The organism is Hydrogenophaga sp. LT287 (assembly GCF_055702805.1).
The window spans coordinates 12,514-38,335 of sequence record NZ_JBVPZC010000004.1; the positions used below are offsets into that span (position 1 = coordinate 12,514).

The following is a 25,822-nucleotide window of genomic DNA, read 5'->3' on the forward strand; positions in this document are numbered from 1 at the left end:
CCAGCCGGTCAGGTTAGCACAGGGAGCACGACCCGCGCAGCGGCGGAGCGTGGGCGCGGTTGTTCACTTGCTTCGTCTGACCCGTAAAATTTCGTCCAGGATCAGGCTCACCGCGCCGATGGTGATGCCGGCGTCGGCCACGTTGAAGGCCGGGAAGTGCCCGCCGTGGAAGATGCCCGACAGGAACGACCAGTGAAAGTCCAGGAAGTCCACCACGTAGCCGTGCACCACGCGGTCGATCACGTTGCCGATGGCGCCGCCCAAAATGCAGGCCAGCGCAAAGGCAAACAGTTTTTGTCCGGGGTGCGAGCGCAGCATCCACACAATGAAGATGGCTGCAGCCACCCCGACGGCGGTGAAAAACCAGCGCTGCCAGCCCCCGGCCGAGGCCAGAAACGAGAAGGCTGCGCCGGTGTTGTGCACGCGAACCACGTTGAAAAAGCTGGTCACATACGTGCTGTCGCCCAACTGGTAGTAGCCCAGGATCAGTACCTTGGTGAACTGGTCCAGCAGCAAAATAGCGGCGGCCAGGCCCAGCCAGGGCCAGAACGTGCCTTTGGTGCGTGCCATCAGGCCACCTTGCGCGATTCACCCGCGCCCGTGCCTGCCGCCTCATTCAGGTTGCTCACGCAGCGCCCGCACACCGTAGGGTGCTCGGCGTGGTGGCCCACGTCGTCGCTGTAGTGCCAGCAGCGCTCGCATTTGGTGGCGGTGCTGGGGGTCACTGAGACCGCGAGTTCGGTGCCGTCCGCCACCGTGGCGGTGGATGTGATGGTGACGAACTTCAGGTCGTCGCCCAGCGAGCGCAGCAAAGCCGCGTCGTCGGCACCCGCGGTGATGGCCAGTGTGGCTTGCAGCGAAGCCCCCACCTGCCCGGCGGTGCGCACGGCCTCGATCTCTTTGTTCGCCACATCGCGGATGGCGCGGATGCGCGACCACTTGGCCAGCAGCGCCTCGTTGGGGGCGGGCAGCGGCAAAAAGGTCTCAAAGAAGATCGAACCTTTGTTGTTGGCGCCCGCCACCATGGGCCAGGCCTCTTCTGCGGTGAAGCTCAGGAACGGGGCCATCCAGCGCAGCATGGCCTGGGTGATCTGGTGCAGCGCGGTTTGGGCCGAGCGGCGCGCCAGGCTGTTGGGTGCGGTGGTGTACAGCCGGTCTTTCAGCACGTCGAGGTAGAAAGCGCCGAGGTCTTCCGAGCAATACACCTGCAGCTTGCTCACCACGGGGTGGAACTCGTACACATCGAAGTGCGCCAAGATTTCCGCCTGCAGCTCGCTGGCGCGGGCCAGCGCGTAGCGGTCAATCTCCAGCATCTCGTCCAGCGGCACAGCATCGGTGGCAGCGTCGAAGTCGGCCGTGTTGGCCATCAGGAAGCGCAGGGTGTTGCGGATGCGGCGGTAGGCGTCCACCACCCGGGCCAGGATCTTTTCGTCGATGTTGAGGTCGCCTGAGTAGTCGGTGCTGGCCACCCACAGGCGCACGATTTCAGCGCCAAGCTTGCTCGTCACGCTCTGCGGCTCCACCGTGTTGCCCAGGCTCTTGCTCATTTTGCGGCCTTGGCCGTCGGTGGCGAAGCCGTGGGTCAGCAGGCCTTTGTAGGGCGCGCGGTCAAACAGGGCGCAGCCCAGCAGCAGCGAGCTGTGGAACCAGCCGCGGTGCTGGTCGTGGCCTTCCAGGTACAGGTCAGCCTCGGGGCCTTCGGCATGGAACGCGCCGTTGGGGTAGGCCTTGGCGTGGCTGCCGCGCAGCACGTGCCAGAAGGTGGACCCGGAGTCGAACCAGACCTCCAGGATGTCGGTGCTCTTGGTATAGCTCGGCGCGTCGTCGGCACCCAGAATGTCTTCGGCCGTGACGCGGCTCCAGGCTTCGATACCGCCTTGCTCCACGATGTCGGCCGCCTGGTCCAGGATGGCCATGGTGTTGGGGTGCAGCTCGCCAGAGTCTTTGTGCAAGAAGAAGGGCACCGGCACGCCCCAGCTGCGCTGGCGGCTGATGCACCAGTCGGGCCGGTTGGCGATCATGTCGCGCAAGCGGGTCTTGCCGTTTTCTGGGTAAAAGTGGGTGTGGTCGATAGCGCCCAGCGCCAGCTGACGCAGCGTCTTGGGCGCTTTGTCCTTCGTGAACACACCCTCGCCCTCGTCCATGCGCACGAACCACTGTGCGGCGGCGCGGTAGATCACCGGCGTCTTGTGGCGCCAGCAGTGCGGGTAGCTGTGGGTGATGCCCACCGTGGCCATCAGGCGGCCGTGCTCGCGCAGCGTGTCGATGATGACCGGGCAGGCCTTCCAGATGTGCTGGCCGCCAAACAGCGGCAGCTCGTCGGTGTAGACACCGTTGCCTTGCACCGGGTTGAGGATGTCGTCGTAGGCCAGGCCGTGGGCCACGCAGCTGTTGAAGTCGTCCACGCCGTAGGCGGGGGCCGAATGCACGATGCCCGTGCCGTCACCGTCGCTGACGTAGTCGGCCAGGTACAGCGGTGACAAGCGCCGGTAGCTGAACTTGCCGTCGCCGCTGTCCACATCGTGCAGCGGGTGGCGGAACACCTGGCCGCGCAGGGCTTCGCCTTTGGCGGTGGCCAGCACGCTGCCTTCCAGTCCAAAGCGCTCCAGGCACTTGTCCACCAGGCTGGCGCCCAGCAGCAGCACGCCTTTGGGCGTGTCCACCAGCGCGTATTCCAGCTCGGGGTGGGCGTTGAGCGCCTGGTTGGCCGGGATGGTCCAGGCGGTGGTGGTCCAGATGACGGCGAAGGCGCTTTTCCCCGCGGGCAGGGCTGCGAGGCCAAAGGCTTGGGCCAGGCCGGCCGCGTCGTTGGACTCAAAGGCCACGTCCAGCGTGTCGCTCTTCTTGTCGGCGTATTCGATCTCGAACTCGGCCAGCGAGCTGCCGCAGTCGAAACACCAGTACACCGGCTTGAGGCCACGGTACACAAAACCGCGCTCGATCACGCGCTTGAAGGCGCGGATCTGGCCGGCTTCGTTGGCCGGGTCCATGGTGCGGTAGGGGCGCTCCCAGTCGCCCAGCACGCCGAGGCGCTTGAAGTCCTCGCGCTGTTGGTTGATCTGCTCGGTGGCGAAAGCGCGGCTCTTGGCCTGCATGTCGTCGCGGCTCAGGTTGCGGCCATGCAGTTTTTCAATCGCGTTCTCGATCGGCAGGCCGTGGCAGTCCCAACCGGGGATGTACTGGGCGTCGAAACCAGCCAGCTGTTTCGACTTCACGATCATGTCTTTCAGCACCTTGTTCAGCGCGTGGCCGATGTGCAGCTTGCCGTTGGCGTAGGGCGGGCCGTCGTGTAGCACGAAGAGCGGCGCGCCCTGGCGCGCATCGCGCAGGCGCTTGTACAGACCACCCTGGTTCCAGTCACCCACCCAGGCCGGTTCGCGCTTGGGCAAATCGCCACGCATGGGGAACGGCGTGTCGGGCATGTTCAGCGTGGCGCGGTAGGCGCTGGCTTCCGGTTTGCTGGCAGCGGCTGCGTGGGGTGTGGTTTCAGACATGGGGGCGGCTCGGTGGGGACAACGACTGGCTCAGCCCGAACGGGGTGGGAAGGATGCTGGGAGGGAATTCCGTTCGCCCTGAGCCTGTCGAAGGGCAGCGACCGGGTACGCGCGGGCGCTAAATTCGGTCGCGCGTGGTCTGGCGGTGGGTTTGCCCATAGGCCTGCGCGGGCAGGGTGGCAAAAAACGCACGAGCGTCGTTGCAGTCCTTGGCGATGCCCTGGGTCAGGGCGTCCAGACTGTCGTACTTCAGTTCGTCATGCAGTTTGTGCAGCAGGTCCACGCGGATGATTTTACCGTAGGCCTCCCCGCCGGGCAGGCTGCGGGCCAGCGCCTCGGGCCAGTCGAAACAATGGGTTTCCAGCAGCACGCGGCCGCCGTTGACATCGTTGGGGTCGATGGAAGGGCGCACGCCCAGGTTGGCCACGCCAGTCAGCGGCGTGCCGTCGGGGTTCAGTCCGTGCACATGCACCGCAAAAATGCCGCTGGCGGCTGGCTTCCAGTGCGAAAAACGCAGGTTCAGGGTGCGAAAGCCGTCGCCTTTGCCTTCGGCGCTGGCGCCGAGTTCGCGGCCCAGCTTGCGGCCGTGCACCACATGGCCGCTGATGGCATAGGGCCGCCCCAGCAAGGCCGCTACGCGTTCCATGTCGCCCGAGCCCAGGGCGTCGCGCACCGCTGAGCTGGACACGCGAATGCCGTGCACTTCGTAGCTCTGCATGCGCGCCACGTCAAATCCGAGCCGTTCGCCGGCGGCGTCCAGCAGCGCGTAGTCGCCTGCGCGCTGGGCGCCAAAGCGAAAGTCGTCACCCACCAGCACGTACTTTACGCCCAGGGCGCCCACCAGCGTGTCTTCAATAAAGGCTTGGGGCAACTGCGATGCGAGGCGCGCGTTGAACGGGAGCACCACGCAGCGGTCCACGCCACAGCGGGCCAGCTCTTCGAGCTTGTCGCGCAGCGTGGCAATGCGGGCCGGGGCCAGCGCGGGCTTTTGGTGCAGGGCGGCAAAGTAGTCGCGCGGGTGCGGCTCAAAGGTCATCACGCAGCTGGGCACGCCGCGGTGGCGCGCCTCATTGATCAGGAGTGCCAGCATGGCCTGGTGGCCCCGGTGCACACCGTCAAAGTTGCCAATGGTGAGCGCGCAGCCCGTTGCGGGCTCGTGGCGCAGGGCGTGTTGAAGGTTCCACAGACCTCGGATGATTTTCATGGGAGATGTCTGTCCAAGCCGGGGTGTTGGACGCGGTTCAAGGTGTTTGTCACAGAAGCACGGTATATTGACACACAAGACGTGCCCTGCTCCCGGGTGGGGGCCTCGTCCTGAAGACAGATTGTCCGGTTGGTCGTCAACGTGGAGGTGGGTCTTGAAGGTCTTGAAGCTGTCTGCACAGGGGTTGCCACAGTCGTGGATCAGCCTCGAAGAGGCTGTGTTGCACTACGCGGCGGACGAGGTGCGCTGGGAAATGGGTGCCCAAGTGGCCGTGTTTCGCGGCGGGCACAACGCGCTCACGGGGCGCCAGTCCTGCATCACCATCAATTCCATCATCGGCACCCAGGGCGTGCCGCGCATCAACCCATTTGACCTGCGCCCCTCCATCACCAACAGCAAGCTGTTTGCGCGCGACCGCAACGTGTGCGCCTATTGCGGTAACCATTTTGTTGAAGACGATCTGACCCGAGAGCACGTGGTTCCGCTGGGGCAAAACGGGCGAGACCTGTGGATGAATGTTGTGACCGCCTGCCGCTCATGCAACCACCGCAAGGGCAACCGCACACCCGAGCAAGCCCACATGCCGCTGCTGTACGCGCCCTACGTGCCCAGTCTGTGGGAAGACTTCATCTTGCGCAACCGCCGCATCCTGGCCGATCAAATGGAGTTTCTGATGGCGCATTTGCCCAAATCGTCTCGGTTGCACGCCTGAAACCTTTGCCTTGAGCCTATTAAAAAACCCGCCGAAGCGGGTTTTTTAATGGGTTGGTCGTTCGCTTGAACACCGATCTCTCAGGGCACGCCTGTGGCTGTCACGCTGCAGGTCACCAAAAAGTTCAGACTTGAATTGGCAGGAAAAGTCGCAATCGGTACGCCTGAGCCTTGTAGATTGGCGATGGTCAGTGCGGGCGGAACCGGGCACACGGCGGCCCCGCTGGCCACGCTACAGGTTACGTTGGTACAGCTGAGACCGGAGGTGGCGGGGTCGGTCACGATGGTGTCGTGCGCGTTACCCGGTCCTGCATTGCTCACTGTGACAACGTAACTTGTGGTGGAGCCTGCGACCAGCGTGCTCACACCGTTGTTCTTGGTGATGTTCAGGTCGGCGGTGGTTGTGATGATCACGTCTTCCTGCGTGCTTGAAGATGCCAAGTAGTTCGTGCCCCCCACCGAGCCACCCACCGCGTAAGTGCTCCCTGGCGAGATCGTGGCGCTCGCTAGTGATCGTGTCGGGTCGCTGTAGTTCGTGGCAGCAGGGTTCTGGTAGGTGCCCAAGGTTGCGCCATTCAGGTTGACGATGAATGTGACCGTTAAAGAGGCATTCGGAGGTATGAAAAAGCTGTTGGCTGTCGATCCACCTGGGGTGGCAATGGTCACGGTGGATGTACCCGTTGCCGGAGCAGGATTCGGGCCTGCTGCGCCACCGGAGAAAACAGCAGCGGCTGTAGTGCTCGCGAGCGTGAATGGGGTAGGCAGAGCATCCCTAATCGCAACGCCTACTGCTGCGCCAACGTTCGAAGCATTTCGAACGTTGATGCTGTATTGCGCGGTGGTATCGGCAGGGATGGTCCTGGTTGGGGATGATGTGCTTTTGCTCACCGTCAATGCGGGGTAGCAGCTGGCGGGGTTTGGAAACTGCGTACCCGAAAAGTTGACGTTTGCTACGCCGCCTGCGCCTGCTGAGGCACCAAACGTATTGCTCACACCGGCCACGGGTGTGTTCACGCCCGCGGCACCGCCTGCGACGTTGATCGTTCCCACGGTGAGACCGGTTGAGCGGATAAAGGCACCGCCGCCGCCGCCGCCGCCGGTGCCTTGTGTTTCGGCGCCACGCAGCGGTAAACCTGTGTTGCCGCCGTCGCCACCACGCGTGCTCACAGTTAGACCTGCGATCGACGTCGATTCTGAAACCAAAACAACGGTTCCGCCTGCACCCCCGCCGCCGCCCGCGTCACGGCCACCGGGAAGTCCATCCTGGCCGTTGGCCCTGAGTGTGCCATTGCCCGTGATGAATCGAGCGCGCACGAATACCAAACCACCGCCTTGACCACCACCGGCCTGGGCGACCGTTGGGTTGTCATTCGCGTTGTTCGATTCACCGGCGCCACCGCCGCCGCCCAAATACAGGCGTGTCGCGATCGGTGCCAGTCCAGTACCTCCAAAACCACCCATAGGCCTGGACCCGTCACCCCCGCAGGAGAAAAAGCCAGCGGCAAACTGAACACAGGCCCCTTGGGTACTTGAACCATCGGCATCGAAGAAGCCGAAGGTGTTACCGCCTCTGCCGCCAGTGCCAGCGTTTCCGCCACCGCCACCGCCCGCGTTGTGTTGGGTGCGACCGCCGCCTGCATTGCCAGGTGCACCTCTGGAGAGATCAAGACCACTGAGATACCCAGAGCTGCCCAGACTTTCCCCAGCGTATCCGTTGGAAATCACGGCCGACCGGACGAACCGCGGCGTACCGGCAATGCCCTCACCTTTTGCCGCACCCAAGTTCGCCGGTGGTGTGCCAGCGGCTTGAGCACTGGCGTAGGTAATGATGTTTGATCCGGTTGTAGTCAATGCTTCCTGAGAACCACCGCCGCGGAAACCAGTAGCGTCCGCGTTGATCGTCGTACCGTTCATGTTCAACGTGCCGGACACGTCAAGAGCAAAAAGCCCCCCGGTGGTCCCATTCCAAGCTGTCACCCCAAGGGTTCCACCGGGCAGCGTTAGCGAAGCAAACTGGGGTACGCGCACGACTTGAAATCGTCGATGCCCTGTGCTCGCGTCAGCATTGGCTGTGGTGTAGGTGTTGGCTAGGGGGCTGTCCAGGGTGACAGAAGTTGCGGTGGCGGAAACGACTCGCTTGAACTCGTACACCCCAGCATTTCTCAAGTTCGTGGAGCCTGTCGCGGGATCGCCTGAGACGCCGTCGCCGTAGGCGCCCGTGTTGGTGTTGTTCACCAACGCGTCTTGCATCTGAATGACCAAGGCGAGGTCACCCGCAGAGAAGCCCGCGATAGCGGCGTTCGTGTCTGCCCTGGCAGAACCGTGATTCACGACCGAACTACCCGAGCTCGCCGTGCCCACGCCCGGAAAATAGGTATTTCGGCTGAACGTTACGCCGTCTTTTCCGGGGGCACCGCACACCTGTGCCATAGCCGGCAAGAAAGTGATGGCACCCAAGAAAAGCACCAAAGAACGTAGAAATGCGCGTTTCAGGTGGCCGAAATCGCGGGTGGGTTGGGTGTTGCTTCTCATCGCTGGGTAGCCCGTGATCGTTTGGAAAAGGATAGCCTGTTCCAAAAAACATAAAGATAAAGTGTTAGTTTACCTTTGATCAAGATGCCTGAACCCACCTCCGCAGGCGCACCTGTCAACTTTCAGGGCGTATCCGTGTAATCCGCACGGGCTTCAAGCAAACACACCCGCCGTGTCCTGCATCCGCTGAGACACTTCGCCCAGGTGGTGCAGCGTGTCGCCAAAGGTCATTTCCAGTTGGGTCAGCTTTTTGAAGTAATGGCTCACGATGTACTCGTCGGTCACGCCGATGCCGCCGTGTAGTTGGACCGCCTGCTGGCCCACAAAGCGCATGGAATTGCCCAGCTGCACCTTGGCCCTGGCCATGGCAGCCCGACGCTCGTCGGTGGGGGCGTTGAGCTTGAGGCTGGCGTAGAAGCTCATGGAGCGGGCCAGCTCCAGCTGCATTTTCATGTCGGCCACGCGGTGGCGCAGCGCCTGAAAGCTGGCAATGGCCACGCCGAACTGCTTGCGGGTGTTCATGTACTCGGTGGTGATGGCGAGCGTCTTGTCCATCACGCCCACCGCCTCGGCGCAGGCGCACGCAATGCCGATGTCCACTGCGTGCTCCAGCGCCAGCAGGCCGTCGGCCGTGATCAGCTGACCTGGTGCGTTTTGCAGCACCACGTCGGCGGCTCGGCCGCCGTCCTGGGTGCGGTAGCCCTGTGCGTCCAAGCCCGTGGCGCTGCGCGCCACGAGGAACAGTGCCATGCGGCCGTTGACCGTGGCCGACACAATGAAACCGTCGGCCTGATCGCCCACCGGCACCAGGTTTTTGGTGCCACTGAGCGCCCAGCCACTGCCAGTTTGCGTCGCCGTGGTCTTGCAGATGTCGAGGCGGTAGCGCGCACCGCGTTCCTGGTGTGCCAGCACCACCAGCGCTTCACCCGAGGCAATGCGCGGTAGCCAGGCTGCTTTCAGGTCGGCCGGTGCGTAGGCGCCCAGCACGCCGCCCGCGATCAGGGTTTGCTGCAGCGGCTCCAGCACGATGCCGCGGCCCAGCTCTTCCATCACCACCATGCCTTCGGTGGGCCCCATGCCCAGGCCGCCGTCTTCTTCGCTGATGTAGAGGCCTGCCAGGCCGAGTTCGGCCAGTTCGTTGTAAGCGGCTCGGTCAAACCCGCCTGCGCTCACGATGCTGCGACGGCGCTCGAAGTCGTAGCCCTTGTCGACCCATTTGCGCACTGCGTCGCGCAGTTGTTCCTGGTCTTCTGAGAAGTCGAAATCCATGTTGTTGTCTCCTTTAGCCGAGGACCGTCTGGGCCACGATGTTGCGCTGCACTTCGTTGCTGCCGCCATAGATGGTGGTCTTGCGCATGTTGAAGTAGGTGGACGCCAGCGGCGCGTTGGCCACTTCGCCGCCAGGGAAGTTGCCTTGCCAGCCGGCTTCCATGGCCTCTTCCATGAAGGGAATGGCGAACGGCCCAGCCGCCAACATCATGAGTTCGGCGTAGCGCTGCTGAATTTCGCTGCCTTTGATCTTGAGCAGGCCGGCGATGTCCAGCGAGTTCTTGCCCGATTTTTCAGCGCTGAGCACCCGCAGCACCAGCATTTCCAGCGCTACCACGTCCACTTCCAGCAGGGCAATCTGGTCGCGAAAGCGCAGGTCATCCCACACGCCTTCTGCCTTGGCGATGCGCTTGAGGCGCTCAAGCTCGCGCTTGGCGCGGTTCACGTCGGCAATGTTGGTGCGCTCGTGGCTGAGCAGGTGCTTGGCGTAAGTCCAACCCTTGTTTTCTTCACCGATCAGGTTCTCGGCGGGCACTTCCACGTTGTCAAACCAGACTTCGTTGACCTCGCATTCGCCGTCCAGCAGCTTGATCGGGCGCACGCTCACGCCGGGCGACTTCATGTCGATCAGCAGGAAGCTGATGCCGGTTTGCGGCTTGCCCTCGTTGCTGGTGCGCACCAGGCAAAAGATCCATTCGCCGTACTGGCCCAGGGTGGTCCAGGTTTTTTGTCCGTTGACGATGTATTTGTCGCCCTGGCGCTCTGCACGGCACTTCACCGAAGCCAGGTCGGAACCCGATCCAGGTTCGCTGTAGCCCTGGCTCCACCACACGTCGCCGCTGGCAATGCCGGGCAGAAAGCGCTCTTGCTGGGCTTTGTTGCCAAAGGCCATGATGACGGGTGCCACCATGACTGGGCCAAAGGGCACCACGCGTGGTGCACCCGCCAAGGCGCATTCTTCTTCAAACAGGTGTTTTTGCACCGCGTTCCAGCCGGGACCGCCAAATTCTTTGGGCCAGCCGTGGCCGAGCCAGCCTTTCTTGCCCAGTATCTTGGCCCAGCGCTGCATATCGTCGCGCGAGAGGCGCAGCGCGTTGTGCACTTTGTGGGCAATGTCTGCGGGCAGGTTGTCCTTGACCCAGGCGCGAATGTCTTCGCGAAACGCCTGCTCTTCGGGCGTGAATGCCAAATCCATGGGGGTGTCTCCTTGTGGGGCGCGGGTGAACGGGGCGTCCGCGCAAACAAGCCTCAGTTTGGCACGACCGTTCGTTTTAGTCCTGTCCGGGCTGCGACAAGCCGAGTTCTTTGTGCAGGTTTTGCAACTGGTCTTGCAGCAAGGCCACGGTGTCTTCCAGCGTTGCGACGCGGCGGGTGAGTGCGATCACGTCGTCCTCTGTGGCGCCGGTTGCGCCGGGGGCGGCAGCGTTTTGCAGCGCCGACAGATCGACCGGGCCACAGAGCAGGTGCGCCCAGCGCTGCTCGCGTGCCCCGGGTGCGCGCGGCAGTTTTACCACCAGGGCACCGCCTTTTTCAGGGGACCGGTCCTGTAACTCTTCCAGAAAGGCATCGACCGACGCAATGTCCAGAAACTTGTACCAGCGTTCGGTGTTCAGCCGCAGTTCACCGGCGGTTTGCGGGCCGCGCAGCATCAGCATGCCCAGCAGCACGGCAGATTGTTCGGGCACACCCACGGCCCGCATGAAGTTGTGTTCGTAGCGGGTTGCCCGTCCGCCGCTGGTCTCGAACACCAGATTCAGATGGCGCAAGCCTTCCAGTGCTTCCACCACCAGCGCGTCGGGCAGTTGCAGCACCGGGTCGCGGCTGGACTTCTGGTTGCAGCCGGTGATCAGCGTGTTGAGCGTGAGCGGGTAGCTGTCGGGCACCGTGCGGGCCTTCTCCATCAGGGTGCCCAGCACGCGGGCTTCGGCAACGGACAGCGGACGCTGTTGAAAATCGTGTGAACGCGGGGCGGTCGTGGTTTCTGGAGTCATTACACTTCTTGGCCATGGCAGGCGTGAACAAAAACATCGTTATTCTGATCTCCGGCAGCGGCTCCAACATGGCCGCCATCGTCAAGACCGCTCAAAAACACCACTGGGGAGAACAATTCGGCGCCCGTGTGGCGGCCGTCATCAGCAACAAGGCCGAGGCCAAGGGCCTGGAGTTTGCCCGTGAACAGGGCATCGCCACCGCCGTGGTGGACCACAAGGCGTTCGACAGTCGCGAAGCTTTTGATGCCGAGCTGATGGCCACGATCGACCGCCATGGCCCCGCGCTGGTGGTGCTGGCCGGATTTATGCGCATCCTCACACCCGGTTTTGTGCAGCATTACGCCGGTCGGCTGATCAACATCCATCCCAGTCTGCTGCCCGCTTTCACCGGGTTGAACACGCACCAGCGCGCCATCGACATGGGCTGCAAGTTTGCCGGCGCCACGGTGCACCGCGTGACGCCCGAGCTGGACCATGGCGACGTTCTGGACCAGGCCGTGGTACCGGTGTTGCCCGGTGACACCGCGCAGACATTGGCCGCGCGCGTGCTGACGCAGGAACACATCATTTACCCGCGTGCGGTAGAGCGCCTGCTCACACGGGTGGTCTGAGACAGCCAGTCCCGCCGTTCCACGAAGGGCTGTCCACCCAGAACGCGGTGGAACCGGCTTGCCGGGCCAGGAGCAAAGCCCCCTGGGGGGTGACGCCGTAGCCGGCGCGGGGGGTGCTTTGCCTTGCGCGGGGGGTTACATGGACTTATGAAACACCAGGCCCGCGTGTTCCCGCATGGCGTGAAACTTGATCTTCGGCCAATTCGCCTCCACCGCCCGCAGCGTGGCCTGGTGGTCGACCAGCAACGTCGGCGCGTCCACGGCGTCCAGCGCCACGCGGTGGCTGTTGGCATCAATGAACTTTTTCAGCTCTACCTCGCCACCGTCTTCGGGCGCACATGTGACCCAGCGCGCCACCTGGTAAGGGCTGTTCATGATGCGGGCTTTCACGCCGTATTCGTGCTCCAGCCGATGCGCCACCACCTCAAACTGCAACTGCCCCACCGCGCCGAGCAACAGCACGCTGCCCGCCACCGGGCGAAACACCTGGATGGCACCTTCTTCGCCCAACTGGGTCAGGCCGGCGCGCAGCTGCTTGCTGCGCAGCGGGTCGGCCACTTCCACGCTGCGAATAATTTCTGGCGCAAAAAACGGCAGGCCGGTGAATTGCAGCGTCTCGCCCTCGGTCAGCGTGTCGCCCAGTTGCAGCACGCCGTGGTTCGGGATACCAATGATGTCGCCGGCAAAGGCCTCATCCAGCAACTCGCGCCGCTGGCTCAAAAAGCTCACCACCGTGTTGGGGCGCAGGTCTTTGCCGCTGCGCACCACTTTCAGTTTCATGCCGCGCTCGAAGTGGCCGCTGGCCACGCGCACGAACGCAATGCGGTCGCGGTGCGCAGGGTCCATGTTGGCCTGAATCTTGAACACCACGCCGGTGAATTTGGGCTCGTCCGGGTGCACAACGCGCTGAATAGCCGGGCGGTCGCCGGGCGGGGGCGCCAGGTCCACCAGCGCGTCCAGCACCTCGCGCACGCCGAAGTTGTTCACCGCCGAGCCAAACAGCATCGGCGTCTGGCGCCCGGCCAAAAATTCGGCCTCGTCAAACGCGGGTGAGGCGCCTTCCACCAGTTCCAGTTCTTCTTTGGCTTGTTCAAATTCGGCGCCAAAGCGCTTCACGCTCTCGGGGTTGTCCAGGCCGCTCAGCACGTCTTCGTCGCCACCGCGGCGGTCTTCGCCGGCGGCAAACACGCGCATCTGGTCGGTGCGGCGGTCAAACACGCCCCGAAACGTTTTGCCCATGCCCACAGGCCAGGTGAATGGCACCACTGTCATGCCCAGTTCGCGCTCAATCTCGTCCATCAGGTCCAGCGGGGCCTGCACCTCACGGTCCATTTTGTTCACAAACGTGAGGATGGGCGTGTTGCGTGCCCGGCACACCTGCAGCAGGCGCCGCGTCTGCGGTTCTACGCCGTTGCCAGCGTCGATCACCATCAGCGCGGCGTCCACGGCGGTCAGCACGCGGTAGGTGTCTTCGCTGAAGTCCTGGTGGCCCGGGGTGTCGAGCAGGTTGATCACGCAGTCGCGGTATTCCATCTGCATCACCGACGAAGCCACGGAGATGCCGCGCTGCTTTTCAATCTCCATCCAGTCGGACGTGGCGTGGCGCGCCGCCTTGCGCGCCTTCACCGAACCGGCGATGTTGATCGCGCCCGAAAACAGCAGCAGTTTTTCGGTCAGCGTGGTTTTGCCCGCGTCGGGGTGGGAAATGATGGCGAATGTGCGCCGGCGGCGCACTTGATTGGAGAGTTCTGACATGGGCACGGATTATCCCCTCCTGCGCAGCAGGCGCAGGGTGAGGCAAGCCCAGGGGGGATAATTCCAAGATGCACCCAATAGCCCTTCTGGACGAATGCGCCAACCTGATTGAACTCGTTTACAAATTTGAGCACCCCGCCGATGCGGTGGTGTCCCGCTATTTCCGTGAGCACCGCTCGCTCGGTCCGCGTGAGCGGGCTACCCTGTCTGACACCGTCTACGCCACCCTGCGCGAGCGCCTGAAGTTTGAATGGCTCGCGCGCTCCGGCAGCGGCTCCAAGTGGCGCCGTTTGGCCGTGTTGGGTTTCCCCGGCGACCGCGACTTTCTTAAAAGCGCGCTGACCGATGTGGAAAAAAACTGGCTCGACCACTGCGATGCCGTGAAAGACGCCGACCTGATGGCGCCCCACCGCCACAACCTGCCCGAATGGCTGGCTACCGCGCTGCGTGAGCAGGTGGGCACCGAATTTGATGCGCTCGTGGCCAGTCTGAACCAGCCCGCCCCGCTCGACTTGCGCGTGAACGTGCTCAAAAAGAAGCGCGAAGTGGTGCTGGCCGAATTGCGCCAGGCTGGCCTTGCCTGTGAGCCCACCCCTTATTCATCCATGGGCATCCGGCTGCAGGGCAAGCCCTCGCTGGCCAAATTGCCCGCGTTTGTGCAGGGCGACGTGGAGGTGCAAGACGAAGGCTCGCAACTGTTGGCTTTGCTGCTGGACGCCAAGCGCGGCGAAATGGTGGTGGACTTTTGCGCTGGCGCAGGCGGCAAGACGCTGGCCATTGGCGCGGCCATGCGCAACAGCGGACGCCTGTACGCGTTTGACACGTCCGGGCACCGGCTGGACGCGCTGAAGCCCCGGCTGGCTCGCAGCGGCCTGTCCAACGTCCACCCCGTAGCCATTGCGCACGAGCGCGACGACCGCATCAAGCGCTTGGCGGGCAAGATCGACCGCGTGCTGGTGGATGCGCCTTGCTCAGGCCTGGGAACGCTGCGCCGCAGCCCCGACCTGAAGTGGCGCCAAAACCCCCAGACGGTGGCCGCCCAAGCCGAATTGCAGCAGGCTATCTTGCACAGCGCGGCGCGCCTGTTGAAGCCCGGCGGGCGTTTGGTGTACGCCACCTGCAGTCTGTTGCCTGCCGAAAACGAGGCCGTCGTGGCCGCCTTTGGCGAAGCCCACCCAGACTTCGAGCCGGTGCCGGTGGTGGATTTGCTGGAGACGGCCCAAGTGCCGCACGCTGGGTCCTTGTGCACGGGTGATGAGGGCCAAATGCTGCGTTTGTGGCCACATCGGCATGCAACGGACGGCTTTTTCGCTGCCGTTTGGCGGAGGAAGGCTTGAAAAATCAGGCAAAAGCCTGATCTTGATCAGGTTCGGGTCTTCCAGACGCGTAGGCATTTGGTGTTTTGCACCCCCCGCCTTAAAATCCGACGTGTTTTGGTTGCTCTTTCATCAGAGCGTTTATCCCTCGTGTTCCCGCCGCTGTTGGGCGGTCATTTAGGACATCAATGTTTTCTACCGATTCCGGATTCTTTTCCACTTTGTGGGATGGTCTGATTCAGCAGTTGGCCCACGGACTGACCGAAGCCAGCTGGTGGCAGATTGTGCTGGTGACCCTGGTGTTCACCCACATCACCATTGCCAGCGTCACCATCTTTTTGCACCGCCATCAAGCGCACCGTTCGCTCGACCTGCACCCCATCGCGTCGCACTTCTTCCGTTTCTGGCTCTGGCTGACGACGGGCCAGGTGACCAAAGAATGGGCGGCGATCCACCGCAAACACCACGCCAAATGCGAGCAAGCGGAAGACCCGCACAGCCCGCATGTCTATGGCATCAAAAAGGTGCTGTTTGAAGGCGCTGAGCTGTACCGCGCCGAGTCCAAAAACAAGGAAACCATGGCCCGTTACGGCCACGGTACGCCGGACGATTGGATCGAGCGCAACCTCTACACCAAGTACTCCTGGCAAGGCGTGGCGCTGATGATGATCATCAACATCGCCCTGTTTGGCGCAGCGGGCCTGGCGGTCTGGGCGGTTCAAATGGCCTGGATTCCCATCACGGCAGCCGGCATCATCAACGGCGCGGCCCATTACTGGGGTTACCGCAACTTTGAGGCAACCGACGCCAGCACCAACATCTCGCCATGGGGCATCCTCATTGGCGGTGAAGAGTTGCACAACAACCACCATACCTACCCCACCTCGGCCAAGCTCTCGGTCAAACCCTACGAGTTTGATATTGGCTGGATGTACATCAGCATCATGCAGATGGTGGGTCTGGCGACCGTCAAAAAGACCCCGCCCAAAATGGCTTACGGCGACGTCAAACCCGTGGCCGACGAAAAAACGCTGGAGGCGATCATCGCCAACCGCTACGAAGTCATGGCGGGTTACGCCCGCAAGATGCGCGACGTGTTCCAGCACGAGGCTGCCACGCCCAAGGTGGACGCCAGCGTGCTCAAAACGGCCAGCCGCTGGCTGCACCGCGACGCCGACAAGGTGCCCGCTGCCGCCGTACCCCAGCTGAGCCAGGCCCGCGCGGCCTATCCGGTGCTGGACAAAATGGTGGTGATGCGCGAAGAGTTGCGCCAGATCTGGCTGAACACCTCGCATTCTCGCGAGCAACTGGCTGCTGATTTGCAAGCTTGGTGCCGCCGTGCAGAAGAGAGCGGGATCGCTGCACTGCGCGAATTCTCGATCCAGCTGCGCTCAGCCCGAGCCTGATTTGCCTGTCCAACGCGCCGCTTGTGCGGCGCGGTAGTCCTAGATGTCTTTGACTTGTAAGACCCCGCCCAAAAGCGACCTGTCAAGCGTGGCGTAAACGGGAAAGCCTTGGGGTTCTGGGTCTGCAGAAACATAAAAAAAGCCGCTGTGAAAACAGCGGCTTTTTTGTTCGTACCCAGCTGAATTACTTCAGCTTGATTTCTTTGTAGTCCACGTGCTTGCGAGCTTTTGGATCAAACTTTTTGATCAGCATCTTCTCGGGCGTGGTCTTCTTGTTTTTCGTGGTGGTGTAGAAATGGCCGGTTCCAGCAGTGGATTCCAGCTTGATTTTCTCGCGTGCGCCTTTGGTTGCCATGTTCGGTTCTCCTTAAGCCTGGCCGCGTGCGCGCAGGTCTGCGAGCACGGCATCAATGCCGTTTTTGTCGATCAGGCGCAGGGCTGCACCGGAGACGCGAAGACGCACCCAACGGTTTTCGCTCTCGACCCAGAAACGGCGGTATTGCAGGTTCGGCAGGAACCGGCGCTTGGTTTTGTTGTTGGCGTGGGAAACGTTGTTCCCGACCATGGGCTTCTTGCCCGTTACGTCGCAGACGCGTGCCATGAGGACACTCCGATCATTTTCTAACAGCTGTTTGCCAAGGACCTGACGCGGTATCGCGACAGGCCGTATCTGGCATTTCAGCCTCACCTCGCCAGGATAGGGTGGCGGTAACCCGAATCTTGCTGCGCGGACCAAAGCCAAAGCTCAGTATCCGGGAAATTGCAGCAAAGCCTTGAATTATAGCCTTGGGCGGGAATCGCGTCCATTCGCAGGCGGGTTCCTGCGGTGTCCGTACCCTTCGGCTTACAGATCGTTTTGCTCAAGGAAGCGCTGGGCGTCCAGCGCTGCCATGCAGCCGGTGCCCGCGCTGGTGATGGCCTGGCGGTAAATGTGGTCCTGCACGTCGCCGGCCGCGAAAACGCCGGGCACGCTGGTCATGGTGGCCATGCCTTTCAGGCCCGACTGCGTGACGATGTAGCCGTCCTTCATTTCCAGCTGGCCTTTGAAGATGTCGGTGTTGGGGCTGTGGCCAATGGCGATGAAGCAACCTTTGACCGTCACGTCTTCGGTTGCGCCGGTTTGCACGTTCTTCAAGCGAACGCCCGTCACGCCGGTCTGGTCGCCCAGCACTTCGTCGAGCGTGCTGTGCAGCTTGAGTTCGATCTTGCCAGCGGCCACTTTCTCCATCAGCTTGTCGATCATGATCGCTTCGGCTTTGAACGTGTCGCGGCGGTGAATCAGGTAGACCTTGCTGGCGATGTTTGACAGGTACAGCGCTTCTTCCACAGCGGTGTTGCCACCACCGACCACGCTGCAGATTTCGTTGCGGTAGAAAAACCCATCGCATGTGGCGCAGCCCGAAACACCCTTGCCCATGAAGGCCTCTTCTGACGGCAGACCCAGGTATTTGGCTGAGGCGCCGGTGGCAATGATGAGCGCGTCGCAGCTGTATTCGCCGCTGTCGCCCTTGAGGACGAAGGGCCGCTGTGAAAAGTCGACGGTGTGGATGTGGTCGAACACGATTTCGGTCTTGAAGCGCTCGGCATGCGCCAGAAAGCGCTGCATGAGATCGGGGCCTTGCACACCCTCCACGTCGGCGGGCCAGTTGTCCACTTCGGTGGTGGTCATGAGCTGACCACCCTGGGCAATACCGGTGATGAGCACGGGGTTCAGGTTGGCGCGTGCGGCATACACAGCGGCGGTGTAACCGGCGGGGCCTGAGCCGAGAATAAGAACTTTAGTATGCTTCATGGTGCAAGCCCCGATGGTGACAGGGGGTGATTGGTTTAGAGTGTTGAGATAAATGGTTGCTGCCAACGCCATTCAAACCATCCTGGTGAGGGATGGGGGTCGGTATCTGTGAGGCATTGTATGAAACAGAGCTGCTTATGCCGCCTGATCTGAGGAATAACGTATGTCCATACTGTCCAATCTGGATTTGATCCGCCGGGTTCCCCTGTTTTCAACCTTGACGCAAGCGCAGGCTGAGTCGGTGGCTGACGCTGTGATCAAGCGCCGCTTCAAGCGCGGCGAGTGCATTGTTGAGCAAGGTAAAAAGTCCAATTTCTTGGCGATTGTGTTGACGGGGCGGGCCCGTGTGGTGACCACGGATGCGCGTGGTCGCGAGGTGATTTTGGCCACCATGAACCCGGGTGACTATGTGGGCGAAATGAGCTTGATCGACAACCAGCCGCACTCGGCCACGGTGCGTGCCGAGGTGCAAACCGACGTGCTGATTCTGGGGCGCCCCGAATTTGCCCGCTGCCTGCCTGAAAACACCTCAATGGCCTACGCGGTGATGAAGGGCCTGGTGCAGCGTCTGCGCCACGCCGACCGCAAGATCGAGTCGTTGGCGCTGATGGATGTGTATGGCCGGGTGGCGAGGGCGCTGCTGGAATTTGCGCAGCCGGGCAAAGACGGGCAGCTGACGATCCGTGACCGGGTGTCGCGCCAGGACGTGGCCAAAATGATTGGCGCCTCGCGGGAGATGGTCAGCCGCGTGATGAAGGATTTGGAAGACCGCGGCTTCATTGAGCTGGCTGAGGACGGCAGCACGATCATCAAGGACCGCCTCAACACGCTGGGCTGAGCGTCTTTTGCTCATGCCCGCTCACCACCCCAAAACACACCCGCTCGGCGTTGCAAAGGCGCGCCGTCCGAGCTGTGGCTGTGCTTTGCGCCTTGATCGGGCGCGTTTTGGGGCGTTGCTCGGACACATCCAAAAAACGCCCAACCTCTGAGCGCTGGCGCGCGCGGGGGTTGGCGTCATCCAGTCAGACGAACGTCATCCGGCGCGGGCGGTCCGGAGGGCCCAAATCCTTGGGTTAAGCTTGCTTCAGGACGACCCCGAAGCTTATGACCTATTCATTGAACACGCTCAACGCCGACCGTGCCAGCGCTGCACCGGCGGGGGTGGCCCGTTTTGCCCAGGAAATCGGTCTGGTGCTGGGCGCGGCAGCCTTGGCTTTTTGGTTGCTGGCCTTGCTCAGCCATTCGCTGGCGGACCCGGCCTGGAGCACCACAGGCACCCTGGCCGAGGCCGGCAATTGGGGTGGGCGGCTGGGGGCGCTGTTGGCCGACGGCAGTTATTACCTGCTCGGTTTTTCGGTGTGGTGGTGCTTTTTCGCTGGTTTGCGGGCCTGGTTGTCGGCCCTGGCCGACTGGATACGGGGTCAGCAAGGCGGCCAGGTGGCTGATGACGGCGCGGCTTCGGGCGTGGACACGCGGTGGGGCCGTTTCTGGAGTCGCCGCAGCGCTTTCTGGGTGGGTTTGGTGTTGTTGCTGGCGGCCAGCACGGTGCTGGAATGGACGCGCATGTACCGGCTGGAAAGCATGCTGCCTGGCCATGCTGGTGGTGTGCTGGGGCATACGCTGGGGATGCTGGCCATGCGCTGGCTGGGTTTCACCGGATCGGCGCTGGCCATGTTGGCGTTGCTGGTGCTCTGCCTGCCCCGTGTTTTCCGTTTTTCCTGGGGCCACTGGGCCGAGGGGGTGGGTTTCGTGCTCGACGGCTGGTTTGAAGCCCGGCGCGAGAAGCGTGAGGCGGTGGAAGACCAGCGCATTGGGGAGCAGGCCGCGCGCGAGCGCGAAGAGGTTGTGAAGGTGGAGCGGGTGGAGATTGAAGAGCACCACCCGATGCCGGTGGTGATCGAGCCGACGCTGGTGGACGTGCCCAAGAGCGAGCGCGTGGCCAAAGAGCGGCAGAAGCCCTTGTTCAGTGAAATGCCCGACAGCAAGCTGCCACAGGTGGATCTGCTGGACAGCGCGCCGCTGAACCAGCCTGGCGTGGACAGCCAGACGCTGGAGATGACCAGCCGCCTGATTGAGAAGAAGCTCAAGGACTTTGGGGTGGAAGTGCGCGTGGTCGCGGCTGCGCCCGGTCCGGTCATCACGCGGTACGAAATTGAGCCCGCCACAGGCGTGAAAGGCTCGCAGATTGTGAACCTGGGCCGCGACCTGGCGCGTTCGTTGTCCCTGGTGTCGATCCGCGTGATTGAGACCATTCCTGGCAAGAACCTGATGGCGCTGGAGCTGCCCAACGCCAAGCGCCAGACCATCAAGCTGAGCGAAATTTTGGGCTCGGCTGTCTACAACGACGCCAAGTCCATGCTGACCATGGGCCTGGGCAAGGACATTGGGGGGCAGCCGATCGTGGCCGACCTGGCCAAAATGCCGCATTGCCTGGTGGCGGGCACCACGGGCTCGGGCAAGTCGGTGGGTATCAACGCCATGATTTTGTCGTTGCTGTACAAGGCCGACGCCAAAGACGTGCGTTTGTTGTTGATCGACCCCAAGATGCTGGAAATGAGCGTTTACGAGGGCATTCCGCACCTGCTGGCGCCGGTGGTGACGGACATGAAACACGCCGCCAACGGCCTGAACTGGTGCGTAGCCGAAATGGAAAAGCGCTACAAGCTCATGAGCAAGATGGGTGTGCGCAACCTGGCCGGTTACAACGTCAAGATCGACGAAGCCAAGGCGCGTGGCGAGATCATTGGCAACCCGTTCAGTCTCACGCCCGAGCAGCCTGAGCCGCTGGAGCGTCTGCCCTACATCGTGGTGGTGATCGATGAGCTGGCCGACCTGATGATGGTGGTGGGCAAGAAGATCGAAGAGCTGATTGCGCGCCTGGCGCAGAAGGCCCGGGCGGCTGGCATTCACCTGATATTGGCCACGCAGCGGCCCAGCGTGGACGTGATCACGGGTCTGATCAAGGCCAATATTCCCACCCGCTTGTCTTTCCAGGTCAGCAGCAAGATCGACAGCCGCACCATCCTGGACCAAATGGGCGCCGAGAGTTTGCTGGGTATGGGCGACATGCTTTATATGCCTTCGGGCACGGGCTTTCCGATTCGTGTGCACGGCGCTTTTGTGAGCGACGACGAGGTGCACCGTGTGGTGGCTTACCTGAAGCAGCAGGGTGGCGAGCCCAACTACATCGACGGCGTGCTGGAAGCCGCTGCAGGCGAAGGCGACGGCAGCGATGTGTTTGGCGAGGGCGGTAGCGGTGGTGGCGAGAAAGATGCGCTGTACGACCAGGCCGTGGAAATCGTCTTGAAGGACCGCAAGGCCAGTATTTCTTATGTGCAGCGCAAGCTGAAAATTGGTTACAACCGGGCCGCGCGTTTGCTGGAAGACATGGAAAACGCGGGCTTGGTGAGCGCGTTGACGTCGAGCGGGCAGCGCGACATTTTGGTGCCCGGGCGCAATGAATGAGGGCGCTATGCAACCTTGTGTGCGCAAACGGCTCTGACAAGTCATGATCAAAACACTGATAACCACCGCCGCGCTCGCCTTGACGGCATTCACAGCGCAGGCCGACGGGCTGAAAGACCTCGAAAAATTCCTGCGCGAAGTCAACAGCGCGCAGGCCAGCTTTACCCAGGTGGTCACCTCGCCCAAGCGCACCGGCGAGACGGTGGCGCGCAGCAAGACGTCCAGCGGGCGTTTTGAGTTTTTGCGGCCCAACCGGTTCCGGTTTGAATACACCAAGCCGTTTGAGCAAACCATCGTGGCCGACGGCCAGACGCTCTGGCTTTACGACGTGGACTTGAACCAGGTAACGGCCCGCAAGCAGCAAGAGGTGTTGGGCAGCACGCCCGCCGCCCTGATTGCCGCGGGTACCGACTTGCGGGCTTTGTCCGAGGTTTTTGATTTGAAAGCCGCGCCTGCACAAGATGGCATGGAGTGGCTGGAAGCGCGCCCGCGCAGCAAGGACGGGCAGTTGCAAAGCGTGCGTGTGGGTTTTCGGCAAGGCCAGCTGACGGCGCTGGAGATTGCGGACAGCCTTGGCCAACGCTCGGTTTTGACGTTCAGCCAGTGGCAGGGCAACGCCCCGTTGACAGCTGAGCGGTTTCGGTTCCAGGCGCCTGCGGGTGCCGACGTGATCCGGCCTTGATCGCAACCGCCCAGCATCTCCGGTTGCCGTGAGCTCAGCCGCACCCCAGCACACGCCCCTGGCCGAGCGCTTGCGCCCGCGCACGCTGGCCACGGTCATCGGTCAGCAGCACCTGCTGGGCCGGGGCATGGCGCTGCGGCTGGCGTTTGAGTCGGGTCAGCCCCACAGCTGCATTCTCTGGGGCCCGCCGGGGGTGGGCAAGACCACCATCGCCCGGCTCATGGCCGATGCGTTTGACGCGCAGTTCATCACCATCAGCGCGGTGCTGGGTGGTGTGAAAGACATCCGCGAAGCGGTGGACAAAGCCGAGGCTGCGCGCGATGGCTTGCACCAGCAGCGCACCATTGTGTTTGTGGACGAGGTGCACCGCTTCAACAAAAGCCAGCAGGACGCGTTTTTGCCCCATGTGGAGAGCGGCTTGTTCACCTTCATTGGTGCCACCACTGAAAACCCCTCGTTTGAAGTCAATGCCGCCTTGCTCTCGCGGGCGGCGGTGTATGTGCTGCAGCCCATGGGCGAGGACGATCTGCGCCAGATCATCGGACGGGCGCAGGCCATCAACGCCGTGCCCCCGCTGCAGGCGGCAGCGGCCGATCGCCTGATCGCCTACGCCGACGGCGATGCCCGCCGCCTGCTCAACACACTGGAAACCCTGGCCGTGGCCGCCGGGCGCGAAAAACTGGCCGAGGTCACCGATGACTGGCTGCTGCGCGTGTTGGGCGAACGCATGCGCCGCTATGACAAGGGCGGCGAGCAGTTCTACGACAACATCAGCGCGCTGCACAAAAGTGTGCGCGGCTCCGACCCGGACGCAGCACTCTACTGGTTTGTGCGCATGCTCGACGGCGGGGCCGATCCCCGCTATCTGGCGCGCCGCTTTATCCGTATGGCGAGCGAAGACATTGGCCTGGCCGATCCCCGAGCGCTGCGCTTGGCGCTGGACGCTGCCGAGGTGTACGAGCGCCTGGGCACGCCCGAGGGTGAGTTGGCCCTGGCCGAGTGCGTGGTGTATCTGGCGGTGGCACCCAAGTCCAACGCGGTCTACAAAGCCTTTAACGAGGCCAAGGCGTTTGTGAAAAAAGACGGCACCCGTCCGGTGCCGATGCACCTTCGCAATGCGCCCACCCGGCTCATGAAGCAGCTCGACTATGGAAAAGGCTACCGCTACGCCCACGACGAGGCCGATGGCTTCGCGGCTGGCGAAAATTACCTGCCCGAAGGCATGGCCGAGCCGGGGTTTTACCGTCCGGTGGAGCGCGGGCTGGAGATTCGTATTGCCGATAAGCTGCGTGAGCTCAAAAAACTGAACGATCACAAAAACTAATGAAAGACCAATCGCGCTGATGCAGGGCGGTTTGAAATCTGGAAATCAGGGTAAACCCGCGTGTGATAAGGGGTTACACGCATGGGGCCTCTCAAATCGCCTCGCTACAATCCGGCACCAACCCGCAGTCTGTCCTGTCCCAAGGTCGAGCCTGGCGGGTTTTTTGCTAAGTTGAAACAGGCCAGTCCGGGCAGTCCGCCCGCGCCTGTCAAAAACACGGAGAAACTTCATGGAAACCTTGCTACAGCAGATCATCAACGGTCTGGTGCTGGGCAGCATGTACGCGCTGGTGGCCCTCGGGTACACCATGGTCTACGGCATCATCGGACTCATCAACTTCGCGCACGGCGATGTGTTGATGATCGGCGCGCTCACGAGCTGGACCATCATTGCCGGTATGCGCGAGTCCATGGTGGGCGTGCCCGGCTGGTTGATGCTGCTGATGGCCACCATCATTGCCATGGTGGTGTGTGCGGCGCTGAACTTCACCATCGAGAAGCTGGCCTACCGGCCGTTGCGCAACTCATCACGCCTGGCCCCGCTGATCACAGCCATTGGTATGTCGCTGCTGTTGCAGACGCTGGCCATGATCATCTGGAAACCCAACCCTAAGTCGTACCCGTCCATGCTCTCAAGCGAGCCGTTTCACCTGGGTGGTGCGGTGATTTCGGTGACGCAGGTGACCATCCTGGCCGTGACGGCGATCACCCTGGCTTTCCTGATGTGGCTGGTCAACCGCACCAACCTGGGCCGGGCCATGCGTGCCACGGCTGAAAACCCCCGCGTGGCAGCCCTCATGGGCATCAAGCCCGACGTGGTGATTTCCGCCACCTTCATCATCGGCGCCATGCTGGCGGCCATTGCGGGCGTGATGTGGGCGTCCAACTACGGCACGGTGCAACACGCCATGGGCTTCATGCCCGGCCTGAAGGCGTTTGTGGCCGCGGTGATGGGCGGCATTGGCAACCTGGCGGGCGCCGTGGTCGGCGGCATTGCGCTGGGTCTGATCGAGTCGCTGGGCGCCGGCTACCTGGGCAAGCTCACGGGCGGTGTGCTGGGCAGCCAATACACCGACATCTTTGCCTTCATCGTGCTGGCGATCGTGCTGACCCTGCGTCCTTCGGGTCTGCTGGGCGAGCGTGTGGCAGACCGAGCCTGAGCAGGAGCGCACCATGATGAATTCCAAAATTGGAAAACTGATCGTCTTTTTGCTGGCCGCCGCAGCGCTGCTGCTGTTGCCCATTCTGTTGCAATCCACGGGCAGCAACTCGTGGGTTCGCATTCTGGACATCGCGCTGCTGTACGTGCTGCTGGCGCTGGGCCTGAACATTGTGGTCGGCTACGCCGGTCTGCTCGATCTGGGTTACATCGCGTTCTTCGCGGTGGGGGCCTACATCTTTGCCCTGCTGGGATCGCCCCATCTGGCTGACACCTTCCCGGCCATCAAGGCCATGTTCCCCAACGGCCTGCACTACAGCATCTGGTGGGTGATGATTTTGGCGGCGGTGGTGGCGGGTATCGTGGGCATGATCCTGGGTGCGCCCACGCTCAAGCTGCGCGGCGATTACCTGGCCATCATCACACTGGGTTTCGGCGAAATCATCCGCATCTTCCTGCTCAACATGGACCGTCCGGTGAACATCACCAACGGGCCCAAGGGCATCAGCCAGATCGACACCATTTCGGTGTTCGGTCTCGACTTGGGCAAGCGCCTGACCATTGGTGACTACACCTTCCAGCCCGTCACGCTGTACTACTATCTGTTCCTGTTCTTCGTGGTGCTGGCGGTGATCATTTCTTACCGCCTGCAAGACTCGCGCATTGGCCGTGCCTGGATGGCGATTCGGGAAGACGAAATCGCCGCCAAGGCCATGGGCCTGAACACCCGCAACCTCAAGTTGCTGGCGTTCGGCATGGGGGCCTCGTTCGGTGGCGTATCGGGCGTGCTGTTTGCGTCGTTCCAGCGTTTTGTGTCGCCCGAATCGTTCTCGCTGATGGAGTCGGTGATGGTGGTGGCCATGGTCGTGCTGGGTGGCATTGGGCACATTCCGGGCGTGATTTTGGGCGCCTTGCTGCTGGCTGGCCTGCCCGAGCTGCTGCGCCATGTGGCCCACCCCCTGACGGAGTTGACCGATGGCCGACTGGCCCCTGAAATCTTGCGCCAGCTGTTGATTGCGCTGGCCATGGTGGTGGTGATGCTGATCCGGCCCAAGGGCCTGTGGCCGGCGCCCGAACACGGCAAGTCCTTGACCAAATGAGCGGAGTTGCTG

At 62.5% G+C, this 25,822-nt stretch carries 21 protein-coding genes; 10 read left to right on the top strand and 11 right to left on the bottom strand.

The features are described from left to right. Positions 1 to 63 precede the first annotated feature (63 nt). From lspA to AC0GNR_RS05005, 3 genes are all read right to left on the bottom strand, one after another. Positions 64 to 570 (bottom strand): signal peptidase II, encoded by a 507-nt coding sequence (gene lspA, locus AC0GNR_RS04995; RefSeq protein ID WP_472899905.1) that lies wholly within the window; start codon positions 568 to 570, stop codon positions 64 to 66. Further along, positions 570 to 3,494, bottom strand: a complete 2,925-nt coding sequence (gene ileS / locus AC0GNR_RS05000; protein WP_472899906.1) for an isoleucine--tRNA ligase — start codon at positions 3,492 to 3,494, stop codon at positions 570 to 572. Before ileS ends, lspA begins: the two co-directional genes overlap by 1 nt. A 118-nt stretch (positions 3,495 to 3,612) precedes the next feature. Beyond that, a complete protein-coding gene (locus tag AC0GNR_RS05005) occupies positions 3,613 to 4,698 on the bottom strand; it encodes a bifunctional riboflavin kinase/FAD synthetase (RefSeq protein ID WP_472899907.1) in 1,086 nt (361 codons plus the stop codon). Positions 4,699 to 4,852: 154 nt separating this feature from the next. On the opposite strand from AC0GNR_RS05005, the gene AC0GNR_RS05010 reads away from it, so the two are divergent. Next, positions 4,853 to 5,410 (top strand): HNH endonuclease, encoded by a 558-nt coding sequence (locus tag AC0GNR_RS05010; RefSeq protein ID WP_472899908.1) that lies wholly within the window; start codon positions 4,853 to 4,855, stop codon positions 5,408 to 5,410. 80 nt (positions 5,411 to 5,490) lie between these two features. Here the strand turns inward: AC0GNR_RS05010 and AC0GNR_RS05015 are convergent, their stop codons facing one another. The 4 genes from AC0GNR_RS05015 to AC0GNR_RS05030 all read right to left on the bottom strand — a co-directional run bounded on the left by AC0GNR_RS05015 (position 5,491) and on the right by AC0GNR_RS05030 (position 11,201). After that, positions 5,491 to 7,941, bottom strand: coding sequence for a hypothetical protein (locus tag AC0GNR_RS05015; RefSeq protein WP_472899909.1), 2,451 nt, complete (start codon positions 7,939 to 7,941; stop codon positions 5,491 to 5,493). Positions 7,942 to 8,094: 153 nt separating this feature from the next. After that, a complete protein-coding gene (locus AC0GNR_RS05020) occupies positions 8,095 to 9,210 on the bottom strand; it encodes an acyl-CoA dehydrogenase family protein (RefSeq protein WP_472899910.1) in 1,116 nt (371 codons plus the stop codon). A 13-nt stretch (positions 9,211 to 9,223) separates the two neighbouring features. Beyond that, the gene (locus AC0GNR_RS05025; protein ID WP_472899911.1) at positions 9,224 to 10,405 is read right to left on the bottom strand and encodes an acyl-CoA dehydrogenase family protein; all 1,182 of its coding nucleotides are present in this window, start codon (positions 10,403 to 10,405) and stop codon (positions 9,224 to 9,226) included. A gap of 76 nt (positions 10,406 to 10,481) precedes the next feature. Next, positions 10,482 to 11,201 (bottom strand): YceH family protein, encoded by a 720-nt coding sequence (locus AC0GNR_RS05030; protein ID WP_472899912.1) that lies wholly within the window; start codon positions 11,199 to 11,201, stop codon positions 10,482 to 10,484. Between the two features lie 14 nt (positions 11,202 to 11,215). On the opposite strand from AC0GNR_RS05030, the gene purN reads away from it, so the two are divergent. Continuing rightward, the gene (gene purN / locus AC0GNR_RS05035) at positions 11,216 to 11,812 is read left to right on the top strand and encodes a phosphoribosylglycinamide formyltransferase (RefSeq protein WP_472899913.1); all 597 of its coding nucleotides are present in this window, start codon (positions 11,216 to 11,218) and stop codon (positions 11,810 to 11,812) included. A gap of 135 nt (positions 11,813 to 11,947) precedes the next feature. On the opposite strand, the gene AC0GNR_RS05040 is transcribed toward purN, so the two are convergent. Further along, positions 11,948 to 13,567: a peptide chain release factor 3 gene (locus AC0GNR_RS05040; protein ID WP_472899914.1), complete on the bottom strand. Its 1,620-nt coding sequence runs from the start codon at positions 13,565 to 13,567 to the stop codon at positions 11,948 to 11,950. Positions 13,568 to 13,635: 68 nt separating this feature from the next. Between AC0GNR_RS05040 and AC0GNR_RS05045 the strand changes: the two genes are divergently transcribed. Beyond that, the gene (locus AC0GNR_RS05045; protein WP_472899915.1) at positions 13,636 to 14,904 is read left to right on the top strand and encodes an RsmB/NOP family class I SAM-dependent RNA methyltransferase; all 1,269 of its coding nucleotides are present in this window, start codon (positions 13,636 to 13,638) and stop codon (positions 14,902 to 14,904) included. A gap of 167 nt (positions 14,905 to 15,071) precedes the next feature. Continuing rightward, positions 15,072 to 16,289 carry a DesA family fatty acid desaturase gene (locus tag AC0GNR_RS05050; protein ID WP_472899916.1) on the top strand — a complete coding sequence of 406 codons (1,218 nt, stop codon included), beginning with the start codon at positions 15,072 to 15,074 and terminating at the stop codon, positions 16,287 to 16,289. 184 nt (positions 16,290 to 16,473) lie between these two features. Here AC0GNR_RS05050 and rpmG read toward each other — a convergent pair whose 3' ends face one another. From rpmG to trxB, 3 genes are all read right to left on the bottom strand, one after another. After that, positions 16,474 to 16,644, bottom strand: coding sequence for a 50S ribosomal protein L33 (gene rpmG, locus AC0GNR_RS05055; RefSeq protein WP_056269543.1), 171 nt, complete (start codon positions 16,642 to 16,644; stop codon positions 16,474 to 16,476). A 12-nt stretch (positions 16,645 to 16,656) separates the two neighbouring features. Next, entirely contained in the window at positions 16,657 to 16,890 is a 234-nt protein-coding gene (gene rpmB, locus AC0GNR_RS05060) for a 50S ribosomal protein L28 (RefSeq protein ID WP_056269541.1), read from the bottom strand. A gap of 243 nt (positions 16,891 to 17,133) precedes the next feature. After that, a complete protein-coding gene (trxB, locus tag AC0GNR_RS05065; RefSeq protein WP_472899917.1) occupies positions 17,134 to 18,081 on the bottom strand; it encodes a thioredoxin-disulfide reductase in 948 nt (315 codons plus the stop codon). Positions 18,082 to 18,244: 163 nt separating this feature from the next. Between trxB and AC0GNR_RS05070 the strand changes: the two genes are divergently transcribed. The 6 genes from AC0GNR_RS05070 to AC0GNR_RS05095 all read left to right on the top strand — a co-directional run bounded on the left by AC0GNR_RS05070 (position 18,245) and on the right by AC0GNR_RS05095 (position 25,810). Further along, positions 18,245 to 18,919, top strand: a complete 675-nt coding sequence (locus tag AC0GNR_RS05070) for a Crp/Fnr family transcriptional regulator (RefSeq protein WP_472899918.1) — start codon at positions 18,245 to 18,247, stop codon at positions 18,917 to 18,919. A gap of 266 nt (positions 18,920 to 19,185) precedes the next feature. Continuing rightward, positions 19,186 to 21,546, top strand: coding sequence for a DNA translocase FtsK (locus AC0GNR_RS05075; RefSeq protein ID WP_472899919.1), 2,361 nt, complete (start codon positions 19,186 to 19,188; stop codon positions 21,544 to 21,546). A gap of 46 nt (positions 21,547 to 21,592) precedes the next feature. Further along, positions 21,593 to 22,228: an outer membrane lipoprotein periplasmic chaperone LolA gene (gene lolA / locus AC0GNR_RS05080; RefSeq protein ID WP_472900051.1), complete on the top strand. Its 636-nt coding sequence runs from the start codon at positions 21,593 to 21,595 to the stop codon at positions 22,226 to 22,228. A gap of 28 nt (positions 22,229 to 22,256) precedes the next feature. After that, a complete protein-coding gene (locus tag AC0GNR_RS05085) occupies positions 22,257 to 23,552 on the top strand; it encodes a replication-associated recombination protein A (RefSeq protein WP_472899920.1) in 1,296 nt (431 codons plus the stop codon). 229 nt (positions 23,553 to 23,781) lie between these two features. Next, positions 23,782 to 24,711, top strand: a complete 930-nt coding sequence (locus tag AC0GNR_RS05090; RefSeq protein WP_472899921.1) for a branched-chain amino acid ABC transporter permease — start codon at positions 23,782 to 23,784, stop codon at positions 24,709 to 24,711. A 13-nt stretch (positions 24,712 to 24,724) separates the two neighbouring features. After that, positions 24,725 to 25,810 carry a branched-chain amino acid ABC transporter permease gene (locus AC0GNR_RS05095; protein ID WP_472899922.1) on the top strand — a complete coding sequence of 362 codons (1,086 nt, stop codon included), beginning with the start codon at positions 24,725 to 24,727 and terminating at the stop codon, positions 25,808 to 25,810. Positions 25,811 to 25,822: the final 12 nt, after the last annotated feature.